General features: G+C 67.8%; 18 protein-coding genes and 2 pseudogenes. 15 read left to right on the top strand and 5 right to left on the bottom strand.

The annotated features are described in order from the left end of the window. Window positions 1–5: 5 nt before the first annotated feature. Complete coding sequence (locus ASC37_RS00100) at window positions 6–200, top strand: DUF3460 family protein (protein WP_037989220.1); 195 nt, start codon at window positions 6–8, stop codon at window positions 198–200. Between the two features lie 4 nt (window positions 201–204). Then, entirely contained in the window at window positions 205–1647 is a 1443-nt protein-coding gene (locus ASC37_RS00095) for an exonuclease domain-containing protein (protein ID WP_055422424.1), read from the top strand. Window positions 1648–1805: 158 nt separating this feature from the next. Here ASC37_RS00095 and ASC37_RS00090 read toward each other — a convergent pair whose 3' ends face one another. The 4 genes from ASC37_RS00090 to ASC37_RS00075 are packed head-to-tail and all read right to left on the bottom strand — an operon-like array spanning window position 1806 to window position 5647. Next, the gene (locus ASC37_RS00090; protein ID WP_055422423.1) at window positions 1806–2708 is read right to left on the bottom strand and encodes an AEC family transporter; all 903 of its coding nucleotides are present in this window, start codon (window positions 2706–2708) and stop codon (window positions 1806–1808) included. A 9-nt stretch (window positions 2709–2717) separates the two neighbouring features. Then, complete coding sequence (gene hslU, locus ASC37_RS00085; RefSeq protein ID WP_055422422.1) at window positions 2718–4043, bottom strand: ATP-dependent protease ATPase subunit HslU; 1326 nt, start codon at window positions 4041–4043, stop codon at window positions 2718–2720. Next, entirely contained in the window at window positions 4040–4576 is a 537-nt protein-coding gene (gene hslV / locus ASC37_RS00080) for an ATP-dependent protease subunit HslV (RefSeq protein WP_055422421.1), read from the bottom strand. Before hslV ends, hslU begins: the two co-directional genes overlap by 4 nt. Before the next feature lie 15 nt (window positions 4577–4591). Further along, on the bottom strand, window positions 4592–5647 hold the full coding sequence (locus ASC37_RS00075) for an STAS domain-containing protein (protein WP_055422420.1): 1056 nt from the start codon (window positions 5645–5647) through the stop codon (window positions 4592–4594). 99 nt (window positions 5648–5746) lie between these two features. Between ASC37_RS00075 and ybgC the strand changes: the two genes are divergently transcribed. The 12 genes from ybgC to ASC37_RS00015 all read left to right on the top strand — a co-directional run bounded on the left by ybgC (window position 5747) and on the right by ASC37_RS00015 (window position 15780). Then, complete coding sequence (gene ybgC / locus ASC37_RS00070; RefSeq protein ID WP_088178242.1) at window positions 5747–6166, top strand: tol-pal system-associated acyl-CoA thioesterase; 420 nt, start codon at window positions 5747–5749, stop codon at window positions 6164–6166. A gap of 20 nt (window positions 6167–6186) precedes the next feature. Continuing rightward, complete coding sequence (tolQ, locus tag ASC37_RS00065) at window positions 6187–6861, top strand: protein TolQ (protein ID WP_055422418.1); 675 nt, start codon at window positions 6187–6189, stop codon at window positions 6859–6861. Window positions 6862–6876: 15 nt separating this feature from the next. Next, complete coding sequence (locus tag ASC37_RS00060) at window positions 6877–7311, top strand: ExbD/TolR family protein (protein WP_055422417.1); 435 nt, start codon at window positions 6877–6879, stop codon at window positions 7309–7311. An 8-nt stretch (window positions 7312–7319) separates the two neighbouring features. After that, entirely contained in the window at window positions 7320–8309 is a 990-nt protein-coding gene (locus ASC37_RS00055) for an energy transducer TonB (RefSeq protein ID WP_055422416.1), read from the top strand. Window positions 8310–8380: 71 nt separating this feature from the next. Next, window positions 8381–9673, top strand: a complete 1293-nt coding sequence (gene tolB / locus ASC37_RS00050; protein WP_055422715.1) for a Tol-Pal system beta propeller repeat protein TolB — start codon at window positions 8381–8383, stop codon at window positions 9671–9673. A gap of 56 nt (window positions 9674–9729) precedes the next feature. Then, entirely contained in the window at window positions 9730–10254 is a 525-nt protein-coding gene (gene pal / locus ASC37_RS00045) for a peptidoglycan-associated lipoprotein Pal (protein WP_055422714.1), read from the top strand. A 14-nt stretch (window positions 10255–10268) separates the two neighbouring features. After that, window positions 10269–11045, top strand: a complete 777-nt coding sequence (ybgF, locus tag ASC37_RS00040; RefSeq protein ID WP_055422415.1) for a tol-pal system protein YbgF — start codon at window positions 10269–10271, stop codon at window positions 11043–11045. Continuing rightward, window positions 11042–11692 (top strand): 7-carboxy-7-deazaguanine synthase QueE, encoded by a 651-nt coding sequence (gene queE, locus ASC37_RS00035; RefSeq protein ID WP_055422414.1) that lies wholly within the window; start codon window positions 11042–11044, stop codon window positions 11690–11692. The genes ybgF and queE overlap by 4 nt, the downstream gene beginning before the upstream one ends. Window positions 11693–11732: 40 nt before the next feature. Beyond that, window positions 11733–12416, top strand: coding sequence for a 7-cyano-7-deazaguanine synthase QueC (gene queC, locus ASC37_RS00030; RefSeq protein WP_055422413.1), 684 nt, complete (start codon window positions 11733–11735; stop codon window positions 12414–12416). A 75-nt stretch (window positions 12417–12491) separates the two neighbouring features. After that, entirely contained in the window at window positions 12492–14543 is a 2052-nt protein-coding gene (locus ASC37_RS00025) for a hybrid sensor histidine kinase/response regulator (RefSeq protein WP_055422412.1), read from the top strand. Continuing rightward, on the top strand, window positions 14540–15253 hold the full coding sequence (locus ASC37_RS00020) for a response regulator transcription factor (protein WP_055422411.1): 714 nt from the start codon (window positions 14540–14542) through the stop codon (window positions 15251–15253). The genes ASC37_RS00025 and ASC37_RS00020 overlap by 4 nt, the downstream gene beginning before the upstream one ends. A 35-nt stretch (window positions 15254–15288) precedes the next feature. Then, complete coding sequence (locus ASC37_RS00015; RefSeq protein WP_055422410.1) at window positions 15289–15780, top strand: VOC family protein; 492 nt, start codon at window positions 15289–15291, stop codon at window positions 15778–15780. A gap of 188 nt (window positions 15781–15968) precedes the next feature. On the opposite strand, the pseudogene ASC37_RS11410 reads toward ASC37_RS00015, so the two are convergent. Beyond that, window positions 15969–16295 (bottom strand): annotated as a pseudogene (locus ASC37_RS11410) (integrase core domain-containing protein); the annotation flags it as partial. Window positions 16296–16595: 300 nt separating this feature from the next. Between ASC37_RS11410 and ASC37_RS00005 the strand changes: the two are divergent. Beyond that, window positions 16596–16928 (top strand): annotated as a pseudogene (locus ASC37_RS00005) (transposase); the annotation flags it as partial.

Here is a 16928-nt window from a genome sequence, read left to right as displayed (position 1 = left end):
CCGTCATGTACGAATCCGAACACACCAAGTTCATCCGCGACTGGCTCGCCAAGCACCCCGAGCAGCTCGAAGAGCGCCGCAAAGGCCGGGCGCTGTGGTGGGACAAACCGCAGGACCCCGAGCTCACGGAACAATTCCGCCGCGCCGAGGTTCCAACGTATCCCTATTATTACGACGCCGACTCCGCCCATCACGCCTGAACTCATGCCCGAAGACGTCGCGACCGCCGCCCCGCTTGCCGAGCGCTACGTCCTCCTCGACCTGGAAACCACCGGCGCGCACCCCGAGCGCGACCGCATCACCGAGATCGCGCTGCTGCGCTTCGAAGGCGGCCGCCTCGTCGATCGCTGGCAAAGCCTCGTGCGCCCCGACGTCCCCATCCCCCCCCTCATCGAGCGGCTCGTCGGCATCACCAACGCCATGGTCGCCGACGCCCCCCCTTTCGAGTCGCTCGCCCCCGAACTGCTGCCGCGGCTCGCCGACGCCGTGCTCGTCGCCCACAACGCCCGCTTCGACTACGGCTTCCTGCGCCAGGCCTTTCGCCGCTGCGGGCTCACCTTCGAATCCCCGGTGCTGTGCACCGTCAAACTCTCGCGCGCCCTCTACCCGCAATACCACAAACACGGCCTCGACAGCCTGATCGAGCGCCACGGATTCATCTGCACCGCCCGCCACCGCGCCATGGGCGACGTCGAAGTGCTCGCCCAATTCCTCGACCTCGTGCGGCGCGAATTCCCTCCGGAAACGCTGCTCCTCGCCAAGCGCAAGGCCATGCAGTGGCCCAGCCGCCCGCCGGGGCTCGCCGACGGCGTACTCGAGTCCCTGCCGGACGTGCCCGGCGTCTACCTCATGTACGGAGAAAACGACCTGCCGCTCTACCTCGGCAAGAGCAAACGCCTGCGAAGCCGCGTGCTCGACCACTTCTCCCAGGCGCAGCACCACGGCACGGAAGCCGAGATCGTCCGGCAGGTCCGACGCCTCGACTGGCTCGAAACCGCCGGCGAGCTCGAAGCGCTGCTGCTCGAAGCCGAGCTCGTCAAGCAACTGCAGCCCCTCTACAACCGGCAGCTGCGCGCGCGCGGCGCCTGGGCCATCGAACCGCTCCCCGAACCCAGGCCGCGCGGCCCCGTGGTCGGCTACCGCAACCTCGCCGGCACCGACCCGGCCGAGTGGCTCGGCCGCGTCCACGGCCTTTTCCCCGAGCGCAAGCACGCGGAAAAGGCCCTACGCCAGATCGCCCGCGCCCACGCCCTCTGCCCGCAACGCCTGGGGCTGGAACCCATGCGCCGCGGCCCCTGCCTCGCGCATCAGATGAAACAATGCCTCGGCGCCTGCGCTGGCAAGGAACCGCCCGAAGTGCACGACGCGCGCCTTCGCGCCGCGCTCGCCGCCCTTCCGCCTCGACCCTGGCCCTACGCCGCCGCGGTGCGCCTCACCGAATACGACCCCGAGCGCGAACGCCGCATGACGATCGTCGCCGACCGCTGGTGCCTCCTCACACGCTTCGACCACGAACCCACGCCCGAAGAACTCGCCGCCGCCCTCGAGCGCCCCCGCCGGTTCGATGCCGACCTCTACCGCATCCTGGCGCACGCCTTCGCCGCCAGCACCGAGTGCGTCAAGACATTCACGCTTCAGCCGAAATAGGCCAGGGTCCACACCTGAACAGCAGGGCATGAGGCGGCGAAAAGCGGACAAAAGGGGGCAAGTCGGGAAAAATTCCGTATCGAATGTCAAAGGGCGGCCTACTTCACACTCGAAATTCCCCGAAAAAACAAAGATTGATCGGGGTATCCCCTGAATTCTTAGCTCGCCAGCACCGCCGCCAGCGCCAGTGGTAAAAACGCCACAGAGGCGAGGTTGCCCACCAGCACGATGGAGGCGACCTTGTCCGGCTCCTGGCCGTAGCGCTCGGCGAAGAGGTAGTTGAGCACCGCCGGCGGCAGGGCGCCGAAGAGCAGCAGCAGCGCCGCCTGGAGAGGCTCGAGGCGCCAGGCGCCGTCCATCAACTGGTAGAGGCCGATCATCGCCGCGGCAAGCGCCATGCCCGACAAGGGGCGGGCCAGGGCGACGATAACGCCCAGGCGCCAGGCGCGGATGGGGGTTTCGGCCAGACGCACGCCCAGGCCGAAGAGCATGAGCGGAATGGAGATGTCGCCCAGCATCTTGAGGGTGGTGAGTAGCGGCGGCCACACCGTCCAGCCGGCCGCGCCCACGGCGAGCCCGGCGACGGCGGCGAGCACCGAGGGCACGCGCCAGAGATGGGAGAGGCGGGCGCGGCGATCGAGCAACCACACGCCCAGGCTGAAGTGCAGCAGGTTGCTGACGATGAAGAGCACCACCATCGGCGCCAGGGCCTGCTCGCCGAAGGTGAGCAGCGCGAGCGGCAGGCCGAGGTTGCCGCAGTTGTTGAACATCATCGGCGGTGCGAGCGTGCGCGGGTCCTCCTGCAGGCGATGCGCGAGCCACCAGCCGAGCGCCCCCGAGCCGAGCACGAGCACGAGGGCGGCGAGCACGAGCGGCAGATAGGCAAGGACGTCGACCTGCCGGCCGGCGAGCGCGGCGAAGACGAGCGCCGGCGTGAAGACGTCCATGTTGAGCCGGTTCGCCCCCGAGAGCTCGGGGCGGTGGCGCTTGCCGATGACGTAACCCAGCGCCACCAGGGCGAAGAGGGGAAAGAGGATCTCGACGAGGCGCTGGGCGAGCACGGCCGCGCCTCAGAGCACGTAGCGGGCGAGATCCTCGTCGCCGGCCAGATCGGCCAGCCGCCCGTCGACGTAGGCCGCATCGATCAGCACGCGCGGCAGCGGCTCGCCGCCGGCGCGGAAGGAGACCTCTTCGAGCAGTTTCTCCATCACGGTGTAGAGGCGCCGCGCGCCGATGTTCTCGACGCGCTCGTTCACTGCCCAGGCGATCTCGGCAATCCGCCGCACACCGTCGGGGGAGAATTCGAGTTCCACCCCGTCGGTGGCCAGCAGCGCCCGGTACTGCTCCACCAGGCTCGCCTCGGTCTCGGTGAGGATGCGCACGAAGTCGTCCACCGTGAGGCTGTCGAGCTCGACCCGGATGGGGAAGCGGCCCTGCAGCTCGGGGATGAGGTCGCTCGGCTTGCTCAGGTGGAACGCGCCCGAAGCGATGAAGAGGATGTGATCGGTGCGCACCATACCGTACTTGGTGGCCACGGTGGTGCCTTCCACCAGCGGCAGCAGGTCGCGCTGCACCCCCTGGCGCGAGACGTCGGCGCCGGAAGTTTCCTGACGCGCGGCGATCTTGTCGATCTCGTCGAGAAAGACGATGCCGTTCTGCTCCACCGCCTGGAGCGCTTCCTGCTTGAGCTCCTCGTCGTCGACGAGCTTGGCCGCCTCTTCCTCGGTGAGCGCCTCCATCGCCTCGCGCACCCGCATCTTGCGCGTGCGCCGCTTGCCGCTGCCCAGGTTCTGGAACAGCCCCTGCAGCTGCTGCGTGAGCTCTTCCATGCCGGGCGGGCCGAAGATCTCGGCACGCAGGGCGGGGGCGGTGAGTTCGATCTCGATCTCTTTCTCGTCGAGCTGGCCTTCGCGCAGCATTTTGCGGAATTTCTGCCGCGTGGCGCTCTCGGCGGGTGCGGGCTCCTCGCCGAAGGAGCGCGCCGGCGGCAGCAGGACGTCGAGGATGCGGTCCTCGGCCGCGTCGCGCGCCCGGTCGCGCACCCGGCGCATGGCCCGTTCCTTGGCCTCTTTCATGGCGATCTCGGCCAGATCGCGGATGATGGTGTCGACGTCGCGCCCGACGTAGCCGACCTCGGTGAATTTCGTCGCCTCGATCTTGATGAAAGGCGCGTTGGCGAGGCGCGCCAGCCGCCGCGCGATCTCGGTCTTGCCCACGCCGGTGGGGCCGATCATGAGGATGTTCTTGGGGGTGATCTCGTGGCGCAGCGGCTCGGGCACCTGGGCGCGGCGCCAGCGGTTTCTCAGCGCCACGGCCACGGCGCGCTTGGCCTCGTGCTGGCCGACGATGTATTTGTCCAGTTCCGAGACGATCTCGCGGCAGGTGAGCGGCGTCATTCCAGCACCTCGATGACGTGGTTTTGATTGGTGTAGATGCACAGGTCGCCGGCGATGCGCAGCGATTCGGCGACGATGTCGCGCGGCGGCAACTGGGTGTGGCGCAGCAGCGCCTGGGCCGCGGCCTGGGCATAGGCCCCGCCCGAGCCGATGGCGACGATCCCTTCCTCGGGTTCGAGCACGTCGCCGTTGCCGGTGAGGATGAGCGAATGCTCCCGGTCGGCCACGGCGAGCATGGCCTCCAGCCGGCGCAGCATGCGGTCGGTGCGCCAGTCCTTGGCGAGCTCGACCGCCGCGCGCAGCAGGTGCCCCTGGTGCTTCTCGAGCTTGGCCTCGAAGCGTTCGAAGAGGGTGAAGGCATCGGCCGTGGCGCCGGCAAACCCGGCCAGCACCTTGCCGTGATAGAGCGTGCGCACCTTGCGCGCCGTGGCCTTGACGACCACGTTGCCCAAAGTGACCTGACCGTCGCCGCCCAGCGCCACCGAAGCGCCGCGGCGCACCGACAGGATGGTGGTGCCGTGATAGGATTCCATGAAATTCCTTCGTTGCTAGTAGGTTTTCGTCTGGATGGTGGCGACCTGCTCCATGCTCAGCACCTGGAAGAGGGCATTCACCACCTGGCTGACGTTGCGCAGGATCACCTGCTTGCCCTGCCCCTTGAGCGCGGCGAAGGCATTGTAGAGCATGCCGGCGGCCACGAAATCGACCCGGCGCAGCGCGTCGCAGTCGAGGACGATCAAGTCATGGTCGCGGGCGAAGGCGAGGATTTCCTGGACGACTTCGCCGATGGAGCGCTCATCCAGATCCCCTTCGAGCACCAGGTCGCCGCACGCCGGCGCGCTCTCTCGCTCCGCCTCCGGCTGCGTCGCCGTCTCACAGCCGACGCGCTCCGGCTCGGACATCCAGACCGGCGGAATCGCCTCGAAGGTTTCGGCAAACGCGAGCACCAGCGCTTCGGCCCGGTCCAACTGGCCGGCGGCGGTGCGCCACACGATCTCCAGCTCCCACAGCGCCCGGTCGTCCGCCGCAGCGGACCTCGCCCGCTCGATCGCGCTCAGGGCGAGGTCGAGACGACGCCACTGAAACCGCACCCCCTTGTCGATGAGCTTTTTCATCAGGGCAAGAAAGAGCGCCGCGCCGGCCGGTTCGATCAGGCGCAGGCGCGAGGCATCGAGACGCAACGAGCCGCTGACTTTCGCCAGCCGCAGCGCCTTGTCCTGCAGCGAAGACATCGCTGCGGCATCGAGCCGCTCGGGCAGGAGCAGCAACGGCGGCCCGGCCTGGATCCGTTCTTCCGCCGGGGCGAGCGCTGGCGGGGAGCAGTCGAAGCGCAGCGCGTAAGCGAGCGCCGCCTCCTCGAAGCGGCGCCGCTCGCCGCGCGCGCGCAGCATGTCGAACAAGACCCACCAGGCCTCTTTCGACGCGGCGTTGTCGGCAAGGAAGCGCTCGAGCGTGGCGATGGCCGCCTCTTCGTCGCCCCGAGCCCAGTACATGGCCACCTCTTGAACCGGGTCTCGCCCCAGGAAGAGATCCTCGACGGCGAGCGCCGTGGCCGCTAGCGCGTCCTCTTCGAAGGCAAACGGATCGTCGGGCTCGTGCTCCATCACCACACCCCCCATCGTATGGGCGTTTGCCAGTCTACCCCAAATCCCGGTATCCCGCTGCGTCGAACTCGGCAAGGGATGCGCTATAATGGCCCGGCCATGGACGCCTCCGCCCCTGCCGAGTCCCACGCGATCGAACTCCGCGTCTATTACGAAGACACCGATTGCGCCGGCCTCGTCTATTATGCCAATTATCTTCGCTTTTGCGAGCGCGGCCGCACCGAGCTGCTGCGCGGGCTGGGATTTTCGCAAAACGAACTGATGCGCGAGCACGGCATCGGCTTCGTGGTGCACCGGCTGCAGGCGCATTACCGGCATCCGGCGCGGCTCGACGACCTGCTGCGGCTGGAGACGCGCGCCGTCTCGGCCACGCGCACCACCGTCGTCTTCGCCCAGCGCCTGCTGCGCGGCGATCTGCCGCTCTTCGACGCCGAAGTCACCGTGGCCTGCGTCGATCTGCAGCGCGGCCGACCGGTCGCCCTTCCCGCCGCCGTGCGCGCACGGCTTTTCCTTTCCTGACCCCCATCCTTTCGCCGACCATGAACGTCACCACCGATCTGTCGTTTACCCATCTGGTCCTGCAGGCGAGCGTGCCGGTCCAGCTCATCATGCTGATCCTCGCGCTGCTGTCGGTCATGTCGTGGTACTGGATCTTCCGCAAGATCTTCCAGATCCGCGATGCGCGCCGGCGCACCGACGCCTTCGAGGCGAGCTTCTGGCAGGGCAGCGATCTGGAAACGCTCGCCCGGCTCACCGAGTCGCGCCTACAGCACGCCGGCCCCATGGAACTCGTCTTCCTTGCCGCCTGGCGCGAGTTCCTGCGCCAGCGCAGCCGTTCGCTCGACTCGGCCGCCGCGCTCGAGAGCGTGCGCCGCGCCATGCGCGCCGCCTACCAGCGCGAAATGGACGAACTGGAGGCGCATCTGGCTTTCCTCGCCTCCACCGGGTCGGTGGCGCCCTACATCGGGCTGCTCGGCACCGTCTGGGGGATCATGAACTCCTTCCGCGGCCTGGCGAACATGACTTCGGCCACGCTGTCGCACGTCGCTCCGGGCATCGCGGAGGCGCTCATCGCCACGGCGATCGGCCTTTTCGCCGCCATTCCCGCGGCCGTGGCCTACAACCACTTCACCCACGACATCGAGCGCCTGTCGGTGCGCATCGAGACCTTCATGGAAGAGCTGACGAACCTGCTGCAACGGCAGCTGCGCTGAGGCCGGAGGCATCCCATGGCCAAACGCAAGCTGATGAACCAGATGAACGTCGTGCCCTACATCGACGTGATGCTGGTGCTGCTGGTGATCTTCATGGTCACCGCCCCCATGATCCAGCTGGGCAACGTGGAGCTGCCCACGGTGGGCAACCTGCCCTCGCCGCCGTCGGAAGCGGCGATCGTGATCGTGCACGCCGACGGTAGCCTCGCGCTCAAGCCCAACCCCGCCGCGCCCGAGAAGAACGTCGATGCGCTCACGCTGCTGCGCGAGCTGCAGGCGCTCAAGGCGAAAGACCCGAACCTCGCCGTCGTCGTGGCGGGCGATCGTCGCGCAACCTACGAGAAAATCATGGACACGCTCGATCGGCTGCGCAATGAAGGCTACACCCGCATCAGCCTGCAGACGAGCAGTACGCGCAAGTCTCCGGCGGGTGGCGCCACCGCGCCCTGAGGCTTCCGATGGCAGAACCTCTCCTCCGCTCGCCCGTGCGTCCGCCGCGCCGCCCCGAGCAGGGCAAGCTGCTCGCCGCGGTCCTCGCGCTGGGCATGCACGCGCTGCTCCTCGCCCTCATCGCCTTCTCGGTGCAATGGAAGGTCGGGGAGCCCTCACCCTTGCTCGTCGACCTCGTGGCCGCGCCGCAGGCCGCCCGCACACAGCTCGCCAAGAATCCGGAGCCCGCGCCAGGCCCGCAGCCGGCTCCCAAGCCCGAGCCTGAACCCAAGCCGGAACCCGCCCCACCCAAGCCCGAACCTCGCCCCGAGCCGCCCAAGCCGCAGCCGGAACCGAAACCCGAGCCGAAACCGGAACCTCCCAAGCCGGCGCCTCCGCCCAAGCCCGAGCCGCCCAAGCCCGAACCCAAGCCTTCCGCCCCGGACAAACCCGACATCGCCCTCAAGGAAGAGGCGAAAAAACCCGAACCCAAGAAAGAGCCGCCCAAGGAAGAGGCGAAGAAAGAGCCACCCAAGCCGGAAAAAGAGCCGCCCAAACCCGAGCCGAAGAAACCCGAGCCGAAGAAACCCGAGCCGAAGAAAGAACCGCCGCTCGACGATTTCACCAAGCTCGCCGAGGCGCGCCTGCGGCAGCAGACCACCAACCCCGCCACGCCCGCGAAGGCGCCAAGCAGCGCCTCTGCCCCTGCGGCCGGCGGCGCCCCCAGCGGCCCCTCCGAGCAGGCCCGCGCCACCTACATCGACCAGATCCGCGCCAAGGTGCGCGGCAACATCGTCGTCCCTCCGGGTGTACAAGGAAACCCGGAAGCGGTATTCATCGTCGACCAGCTGCCGGACGGGACGGTCGTCAATGTCCGCCTCGTACAATCCTCCGGCAACGCGGCGCTCGACGCCGCGCTCGAGCGCGCGATCCGACGCTCCAGCCCCTTGCCTTTGCCCGAAGACAAGCGGCTCTTCGAGCGCACCCTCACCCTCAAACTGCGGCCGCTCGCGCAATGAGCATGGGAATGCGTTGCCACCAAAGAAAATTTGTGCAAAACTTCACACTTTCCACCACCAGCGTGATCGCGATGCACGGCCTCGCCCATCGAGCCTTCCATCGGTTCCTTCCTTTCATGGTGGCGCTCGCCGCCTTGGCCGCGCTTCCCGCGCGGGCCCAGCTCACCGTCGAAATCACCGGCGCCGGCGGCCGTCTCATTCCCGTGGCCATCCCCTATCTGGCCGGCGAAGAGTCGCTGCCCGCCCCCATTTCCCAGATCGTGAGCCAGGATCTCGCCAAGAGCGGCATCTTCCAGCTCGTCGACGTCGGCATGATGCGCCTGCCCGAGGACCAGATTCCCGATTACGCCAACCTCGCCCAGCGCGGGGCCGATGCCGTGCTCGCCGGCACCGCCACGCCGGTCGGCGCAGGTCAATATGAAGTCAGGGTGCGCGTGTTCGACACCCGTCGCCAGGCCGACCTCGGCGGCATCCTCTACCGTTTCACCCCTTCGCAGACGCGCGCCACCGCGCACCGCATCGCCGACTTCGTGTATGAAAAACTCACCGGCGTGCCCGGCTATTTCGCCTCACGGCTCGCCTACGTGGTGAAGCAGGGCAGCCGCTACGAACTGCGCATCAGCGAGGCCGACGGCAGCAATTCCGTGCCGGCACTCATCTCGCAGGAACCCATCATTTCTCCGGCATGGAGTCCCGACGGTACCAAGGTGGCCTACGTCTCGTTCGAGGCGAAGAAACCCGTGGTCTACGTCCACGAGCTCGCCAGCGGCCAGCGCCGCGCCGTGGCGAACTTCAAAGGCTCCAACTCGGCGCCGGCCTTCTCCCCCGACGGCCAGAACCTCGCCGTAGCCCTCACGCGCGATGGCATCTCGCAGATCTACCTCGTCCCCGTTTCCGGCGGGGCCCCGGTGCGCCTGTCGCGCAGCAGCGCCATCGACACCGAACCGGTCTTTTCGCCCGATGGCCGCTACCTCTATTTCACGTCCGACCGCGGTGGCTCGCCCCAGATCTACCGCATGCCGGCGAGCGGCGGCGCGGCCGAGCGCGTCACCTTCGAAGGCGAATACAACGTCAGCCCCGACGTCTCGTCCGACGGCAAGCTGCTCACCTTCGTCACGCGCAACCAAGGGCGTTACCAGGTGGCGCTGCTCGACCTGCAGACGCGACAGCAGCTCATTCTTTCCGATTCGTCGCGCGACGAATCGCCTTCGTTCGCGCCCAACGGACGCATGATCGTCTATGCTTCAGAATCTGGCGGAAGAGGCTCCCTCTTCGCCGTCTCGACCGATGGCAAAGTCCGTCTGCGCCTCTCGGCCGAGGGGGCCGACGTGCGGGAACCGGCCTGGGGGCCGTTGCCGCGCTAAGCCCGTTTTTGTTCGTTCGTCTCCCACCCATCCATAGGAACATGAACCAAATGCACATGAAAAAGCTGCTCACCCCTGCCGTGCTCTGCCTTGGGCTCATCCTCTCTGCCTGTTCCTCGACCGGCTCGGTCGAGGAAGGCGCGGGCAAGGTCGAAGACCGCAACGCCGGCGCCGTGAAAACGGTCACGCCGCCGAGCTCGCGCAGCCAAGCGCTGGCCGCCCTGCGCGACCCCAATAGCCCCCTGTCCAAGCGCAGCATCTACTTCGACTTCGACAGCTACGTCGTCAAGCCGGAATTCCAGTCGCTGGTGCAGACCCACGGCCGCTTCCTGGCGCAGAACCCCGATCTCAAAGTCCTGATCCAGGGTAATGCCGACGAACGCGGCAGCCGCGAATACAACCTGGCGCTCGGCCAGAAACGGGCCGAGGCGGTCAAAAACGCCCTCGTGACCTTCGGGGCGCGTGAAGATCAGGTGGAAGCCGTGAGCCTGGGCGAAGAAAAGCCCGTCTGCACCGAGAAGACCGAAGAGTGCTACGCGCAGAACCGCCGCGCCGACATCCTCTATTCGGGTGAATTCTGACGGAGCCTCGCGCGATGCCCAAGCCCTTCTCCTGGCGTACGGGGGTGCTGCTCGCCGCAGCCGCGCTGAGCCAGCCGGCTTTCGCCCTCTTCGCCGACGACGAGGCGCGCCAGGGCGTCGCCGACCTCCGCTTGCAGGTGCAGACGCTCAACGAGCGCGTCGATGCGATGGCGCGCTCGCAGCTGAGCCAAAGCAACGACATGGAGCGACTGCAGGAGGACGTGCGCCGGCTCACCGGACGCATCGAAGAGCTGCAGTACAAGCTGGATCAGCTAGAGAAGCGGCAGAAGGATTTCTACCTCGATCTCGATGCCCGGCTCAATGCGCTGAGCAGCGGTGGTGCCGCCGCGTCTGCCCCCTCGCAGGCCGCGGCACCGTCCGCGACGGCTCCCGCTGCGCCTGCGCCGGCGTCCGCCCCGGCAGGTAATGCCAAGGCGGAGTTCGATGCGGCGCTCGCCAAGCTCCAGGCGCGCGATGCGAAGAATGCGTTGGCGGCCTTCGAGACCTTCCTGCGCCAGTATCCCAACGACGCCCAGGTGCCGGCGGCGCATTTCTGGGCCGGGACGGCGGCGCTGCAGCTCAAGCAGTACGAGACGGCGCGGCGCCATTTCGCCCGGGTGGTCTACGACACGCCCAAGCACGAGCTCGCGCCCGACGCCATGCTGGGCCTGGCGAACGCCCTGCAGGGCATGGGCGACGAAGTCGGCGCCACCGACATGCTCAAGCGCCTGGTCGAACGCTATCCCAACACCCCGGCGGGCCAGGTCGCCCGCCAACGCCTGGGGCGATGAAGGAAAGCAAGCGGCTGCGCGTCAGCGAGATCTTCGCCTCCCTGCAGGGGGAATCGACGACGGTGGGGGTGCCCACCGTCTTCGTTCGCCTCACCGGCTGCCCCTTGCGCTGCCGCTGGTGCGACACGGCCTACGCTTTCAGCGGCGGCGAGCGCCTCACGATCGACGAGATCCTCGCCCGGGTCTCGGACCTGGGCTTGCCCGAAGTGTGTGTCACCGGCGGCGAGCCGCTGGCACAAGCGGCCTGCCGCGAATTGCTCGCGACGCTCGCCGACGCCGGCCACCGCGTCTCGCTGGAGACGAGCGGGGCGCTCTCCATCGCGGGGCTCGACCCTCGCGTGCGCTGCGTGATGGATCTCAAGGCGCCGGGCTCGGGCGAAGCCGACAAGAACCTGTGGGACAACCTCGACCACCTGCGCCCGCACGACGAGGTGAAGTTCGTGCTCGCCGGGCGCGCCGACTACGACTGGGCCAAGGACGTCCTGGAGCGACACGGTCTCGCCCGCCGCGCCACGGTGCTCTTCTCGCCGGTGACCGGGGAACTGGCGCCCTCGACGCTCGCCGACTGGATCGTGGCCGACCGCCTGCCGGTGCGATTCCAACTGCAGCTGCACAAGATTCTGTGGGGCGACGCGCGCGGCAAGTGAAGCACCGTCGCGTCCCTCTCTTTGCGTAAGGATTCCCGCGATGAAGGACGTCTCCTCTCGAAACGCCGTGGTGCTGCTCTCCGGCGGGCTCGATTCGAGCACGGTGCTGGCGATCGCCCGCGCCGAAGGCTACCGTCCCTATGCCCTGTCGGTGGCCTACGGCCAGCGGCACGACGCGGAACTCGCGGCCGCGGCGCGCGTGGCCCGGGCGCTGGGCGCCGTCGAACATCGCGTCGCCCGCGTCGATCTGGGCGTTTTTGGCGGCTCGGCGCTCACGGACGAAGCGATCGCCGTGCCCGAGACGCCGACCGAGGGCATCCCTGTCACCTACGTGCCGGCGCGCAACACGGTGCTCTTGTCGGTGGCGCTCGCCTGGGCCGAGGTGTTGGGGGCCCGCGATCTCTTCATCGGAGTCAATGCCGTCGACTATTCCGGCTATCCCGACTGCCGGCCGGAATTCATCGCCGCCTTCGAGGCGCTGGCCAACGTCGCCACCAAGGCCGGGGTGGAAGGCGCGCGTTTCCGCGTCCACGCGCCGCTCATGCACCTGTCCAAAGCCGAGATCATCCGCCGGGGGCTGGAACTGGGCGTGGATTATGCGCTTACCGTCTCCTGCTATCAGGCGGACGAGGAAGGGCGCGCCTGCGGCCGCTGCGACGCCTGTCGGCTCCGCGCCCAGGGGTTCGCCGCAGCGGGCGTGCCCGATCCCACCCGCTACCGCTAGCGCCCGGCTCCTGCTTGGCAAAAGCGCGGCGATCGGCGTAGGATTATCCTCGACACGCACACGGCCTTTCGCGCGATGCCCCGTCCCCCTGCCCTGCCGGAACTGCCTGTTTCCAGCCTCGTCGGCCCCGGCGACCGGCGCCGGCTCGACCTGCTGCTCGCCGGGCTCGATCTGCTCGATCAGGCGATCGCCGTGTTCGACGCCACGCCCAAGCTGGTGGCCTGGAACCGCGCCATGCAGCGCCTGCTCGATTTCCCCGAAGACCTGGTCCATGAAGGCACGCCTTTCGAGACCTTCGCCCGCTTCAACGCCGAGCGCGGCGAATACGGCGAGGGAGACATCGAGCGTCTGGTGGCCGAACGGGTGATGGCCGCGCGCGCCTTCCAGCCGCACTACTTCGAACGCGAGCGCCCCAACGGCCGCATTCTGGCGGTGCGCGGCGTGCCCATCCCCAACCTCGGATTCGTGTCGCTGTGGACCGACATCACCGAGCAGCGCCGCTACGAGCGGCTCATCGAGGAACAGAACCAGACGCTGGAAGCCCGGGTGGCCGAGCGCACGGCGGCGCTCGCGCAAGCCAACGAAGAACTGCGCGCCGCCCAGCGTGAGCTCGACCAGACCGCCGAGGCGCTGCGCCGCTCGGAAGAGCGCCTGCGCCTCATCCTCGATTCCATCCCGGCGATGGTGGCCTATCTGGACGCCGACGAGCGCTACCGCTTCGCCAACCGGGTCTATGCCCGCTGGTTCGGCCTCGAACAGGACGAGATCGTCGGGCGCACCGTGGCCGAAGTCACCGGCCCCGACACCTATGCCCAGATCGCAGCGCCGCTGGCGCGCGCCCACGCCGGTGAGACCGTCAGCTACGAATACGCCCGCCGCAACGCCCAAGGCCGTCCGGTCCACGCCCGCAGCACCGTGGTGCCGGAGCGCGACGGGCAGGGCACGGTCGTGGGCTTCTTCGTGCTCTCGATCGACATCACCGAGCAGAAGGCGCACCAGAACGCGCTCATCCAGGCGCAGAAGATGGAGGCGATCGGACAGCTCACGGGGGGGCTCGCGCACGACTTCAACAACCTGCTCACCACCCTCATCGGCAACCTCGAAGGGCTCAAGCGCTACCTGGGCGACTCGAGTGCCGCGCGCGAATATCTCGAACCGGCGCTGGCGGCGAGCACGCGCGGCGTGGCCCTCATCCGGCGGCTGCTCACCTTCGCGCGTTCGCAGCCCCTCGCGCCGCAGGCGGTCGAGGTGGGCGAACTGGTGCGCTCCATGAGCGTGATCCTCGAACGCACGCTGGGCGAGACCATCGCCATCGTGCTCGACCTGCCCGAGACGCCGCTCCACGCCTATGCCGACGCGCACCAGCTCGAGAGCGCGCTCCTCAACCTCGCCCTGAACGCGCGCGATGCCATGCTCGAGCGCGGCGGGACCCTCACGATTCGCGTCCGCCCGGACACGACGGACGACGCGGGGCAGTGCGTGCGTTTCGAGGTCGCCGACACGGGCTGCGGCATCGCCGCCGAGCAGATTTCCCATGTCTTCGAGCCGTTCTATACCACCAAGCCCTTCGGCCGCGGCAGCGGTCTGGGGCTGGCGATGGTCTATGGTTTCGTGCGCCAGTCGGGCGGCGACATCCGGGTGCACAGCGAGCCCGGCCGCGGGACCACTTTCTCCTTCACGCTGCCGCAGGCCCCGGCAGCGGAGGGTGCCCGAGGAACGGACGAGGCGCAAGACGATGAAGCACCCCCCTCGATTCCCCGCATGGTGCTGCTGGTGGAAGACGAACTGCCGGTGCGCCACGTCCTGCGCCAGCAGCTCATGGCGCTGGGACACACCGTGCTCGAGGCGGCCAACGCGCACGAGGCGCTGGAGCTGCTCGAGCACGTCGAGGAGATCGAGCTGCTCGTCACCGATGCGGTCATGCCGGGCGAACTCGACGGCCGCAGCCTCATCGCCCGCGCCCGTGCGCTGCGCCCGACCCTGCCCGCCGTGCTGGTGACGGGCTATGCCCACGACGAAGGCCCGCCGGTGGATGCCTACGTATTCCTGCCCAAACCCTGTACCCAGACCCAACTCGCCCAGGCGCTCGCCGCCGCGCAGCGTCTCAGAGCCGGAACGACCCGATGAATACCGCCGAGCCTCGCCTCCTCGTCGTCGAAGACGATCCCGACGTCGCCCGTCTCATCTGCCGCAGCCTGGGCGAATTCGGCTTTGCCTGCGACGTGGCCGCGAGCGGCCGCGCCGCGCTCGACGCCGTGCGCACCCGCACGCCGGAACTGACGATCGTCGATCTGGGGCTGCCGGACATGGACGGCCTGGCGTTGATCGCCGAGATGCAGCGCCTGCACCCCTGCGCCGTGCTCATCCTCACCGGCCGCGCGGGCGTGGCCGATCGCGTGCTGGGGCTGGAGCTGGGGGCGGATGACTATCTCATCAAACCCTTCGAGCCGCGCGAGCTGGTGGCCCGGGTGCGCTCCATCCTGCGCCGCTACCAGAAGACCGCCGCCCCGACCCCTGCATCGCAAGAGGGCTGCGCGCATTTCGCCGGCTGGCGCTATGACCCGGCAAGCCACACCCTCACCGATCCGCAAGGCGGCAGCACGCGGCTCTCCACCGCCGAAGCGCAGCTGCTGATGCTCTTCCTCGCCCATCCCAACCGCATCCTCTCGCGCGAACGCCTGGTAGGGGACCGCCCCGTCGAATCGTACGACCGCAGCATCGACGTGCGCATCTCGCGCCTGCGGCGCAAGCTGCGCGACGATCCGCACGACCCGCGCCTCATCAAGACGGTCTATGGCGCGGGCTACCTCTTCGCCGCCCCCGTGCGCTGGGAGTAAAATTCCTGCCCATCCCTACCGCACGAGACCATCCCATGAACGATTCCTCCCGCCCGTTCCGTATCCTCGGCATCCAGCAGATCGCGCTGGGCGCGCTCGACAAGACGCGGCTTGCCCGCCTGTGGGTCGAGCTCTTCGGCCTGCCGGTGACCGGCACCTTCCGCTCCGAGCGCGAGAACGTGGATGAAGACATCGTCGCCCTGGGCGCGGGCCCCTTCAAGGTCGAGGTCGACCTGATGCAGCCGCTCGATCCGGAGAAGAAACCGGCGGTGCACGCCACCCCGCTCAACCACGTCGGCCTGTGGGTCGACGACCTGCCCAAGGCGGTGGAATGGCTCTCGGCGCATGGCGTGCGTTTCGCCCCCGGCGGCATCCGCCGCGGCGCGGCCGGCTACGACATTTGCTTCATCCACCCCAAAGGCAACGACGAATTCCCGGTGAGCGGCGAAGGCGTGCTCATCGAGCTCGTCCAGGCCCCGCCGGAAGTGATCGAGGCGTACGCGACGATCGCCGCCGCGGCGCGCTGATTTTTCGCCCAGAAAAAGGCCGGCCTCTCGGGGCCGGCTTTTCTTTACCTTTGCAGGGAAGGAGGATCACTCGAATTCGAGGATCACCTCGTCCACCGCCAGGCTCGCGCCCGGTTTGGCGACGATCTTCTTCACCTTGCCGTCCTGCTCGGCGCGCAGGATAGAAGGATATTTTCTGGACAAAGATATCAGGTCCCGGACGATTCTGTAGCATTTTTAATGCAAATTTCATGTTTTTGACTTCGTTGGAACTCGCTTTGCTCGTTTTCCGCGTACCATCTTTTCATGGCTCCGATGGGTGAGACATGCCCCAGAGCCTCCTGAGGGATGTGGTGATTGTACAGCCAGACGTAGCGCTGAATCGTCGCCTCCTGCGCTTTGCGGCTGTCGAAGCGATGGGTGGCAAGCACCTCGCTGATGCGTCCGTTGAAGCGCTCGCCCCTGCCGTTCGTTTGCGGACGGCGAGGTTTGGTCAACCGATGCTCGATGTCGAGCGCCTGGTACGGTTCATCGAAGGTGAGGATCGTACGCAGACGAAAGAGGCTGCATCAATGAGCGAACACAAGAAGCTCGGGGTCTTCAGCGTCGGCGACGTCGAATGGCATCCTCCGACACCCTGAGTTCCCGGGCAAGGCGGCGCACCAGCAGACTCGATTTGGATGGTGCGCAGGGCCGCAGGGGTCGTGGTGGCGTTCTTGTGCAGTCGGACCATCATGACTTTTGCCCCTGTAATTCATCGAGCAGCCCACGCATCGCCTCGCGACCTATGAATAATGCACGACGTCGTGGATCAATGCAATCGTCCGGGACCTGACAACTACGCCAACGGGTACAAACCCAAGACGGTACTCACCCGCCTTGGTGAGCTGACCTTTCAGGTGCCCCAGGTGCGTTGCGGCGACTTCTACCCTTCTGCCCTCGAAAAAGGCACCCGCACCGATCAGGCGGTGCATCTGGCCCTGGCCGAGATGTACGTCCAGGGGGTCTCCACCCGCCGGGTGATCGAGGTACTGCAGCGCCTGCTGGGGCCGGAGATTTCGCTCTCCACCGCCCAGGTGAGCCGTGCCGCCGCCAGGCTCGACGAGGGGCTTGCGGCCTGGCGCGAGCGTCCTCTGGGCGAAGTGCCCTATCTCTTTTTGGATGCCCGT

Source organism: Tepidiphilus thermophilus, assembly GCF_001418245.1.
GTDB classification, from domain to species: Bacteria; Pseudomonadota; Gammaproteobacteria; order Burkholderiales; family Rhodocyclaceae; genus Tepidiphilus; species Tepidiphilus succinatimandens.
This window is presented reverse-complemented; position numbering and strand designations above follow the sequence as displayed.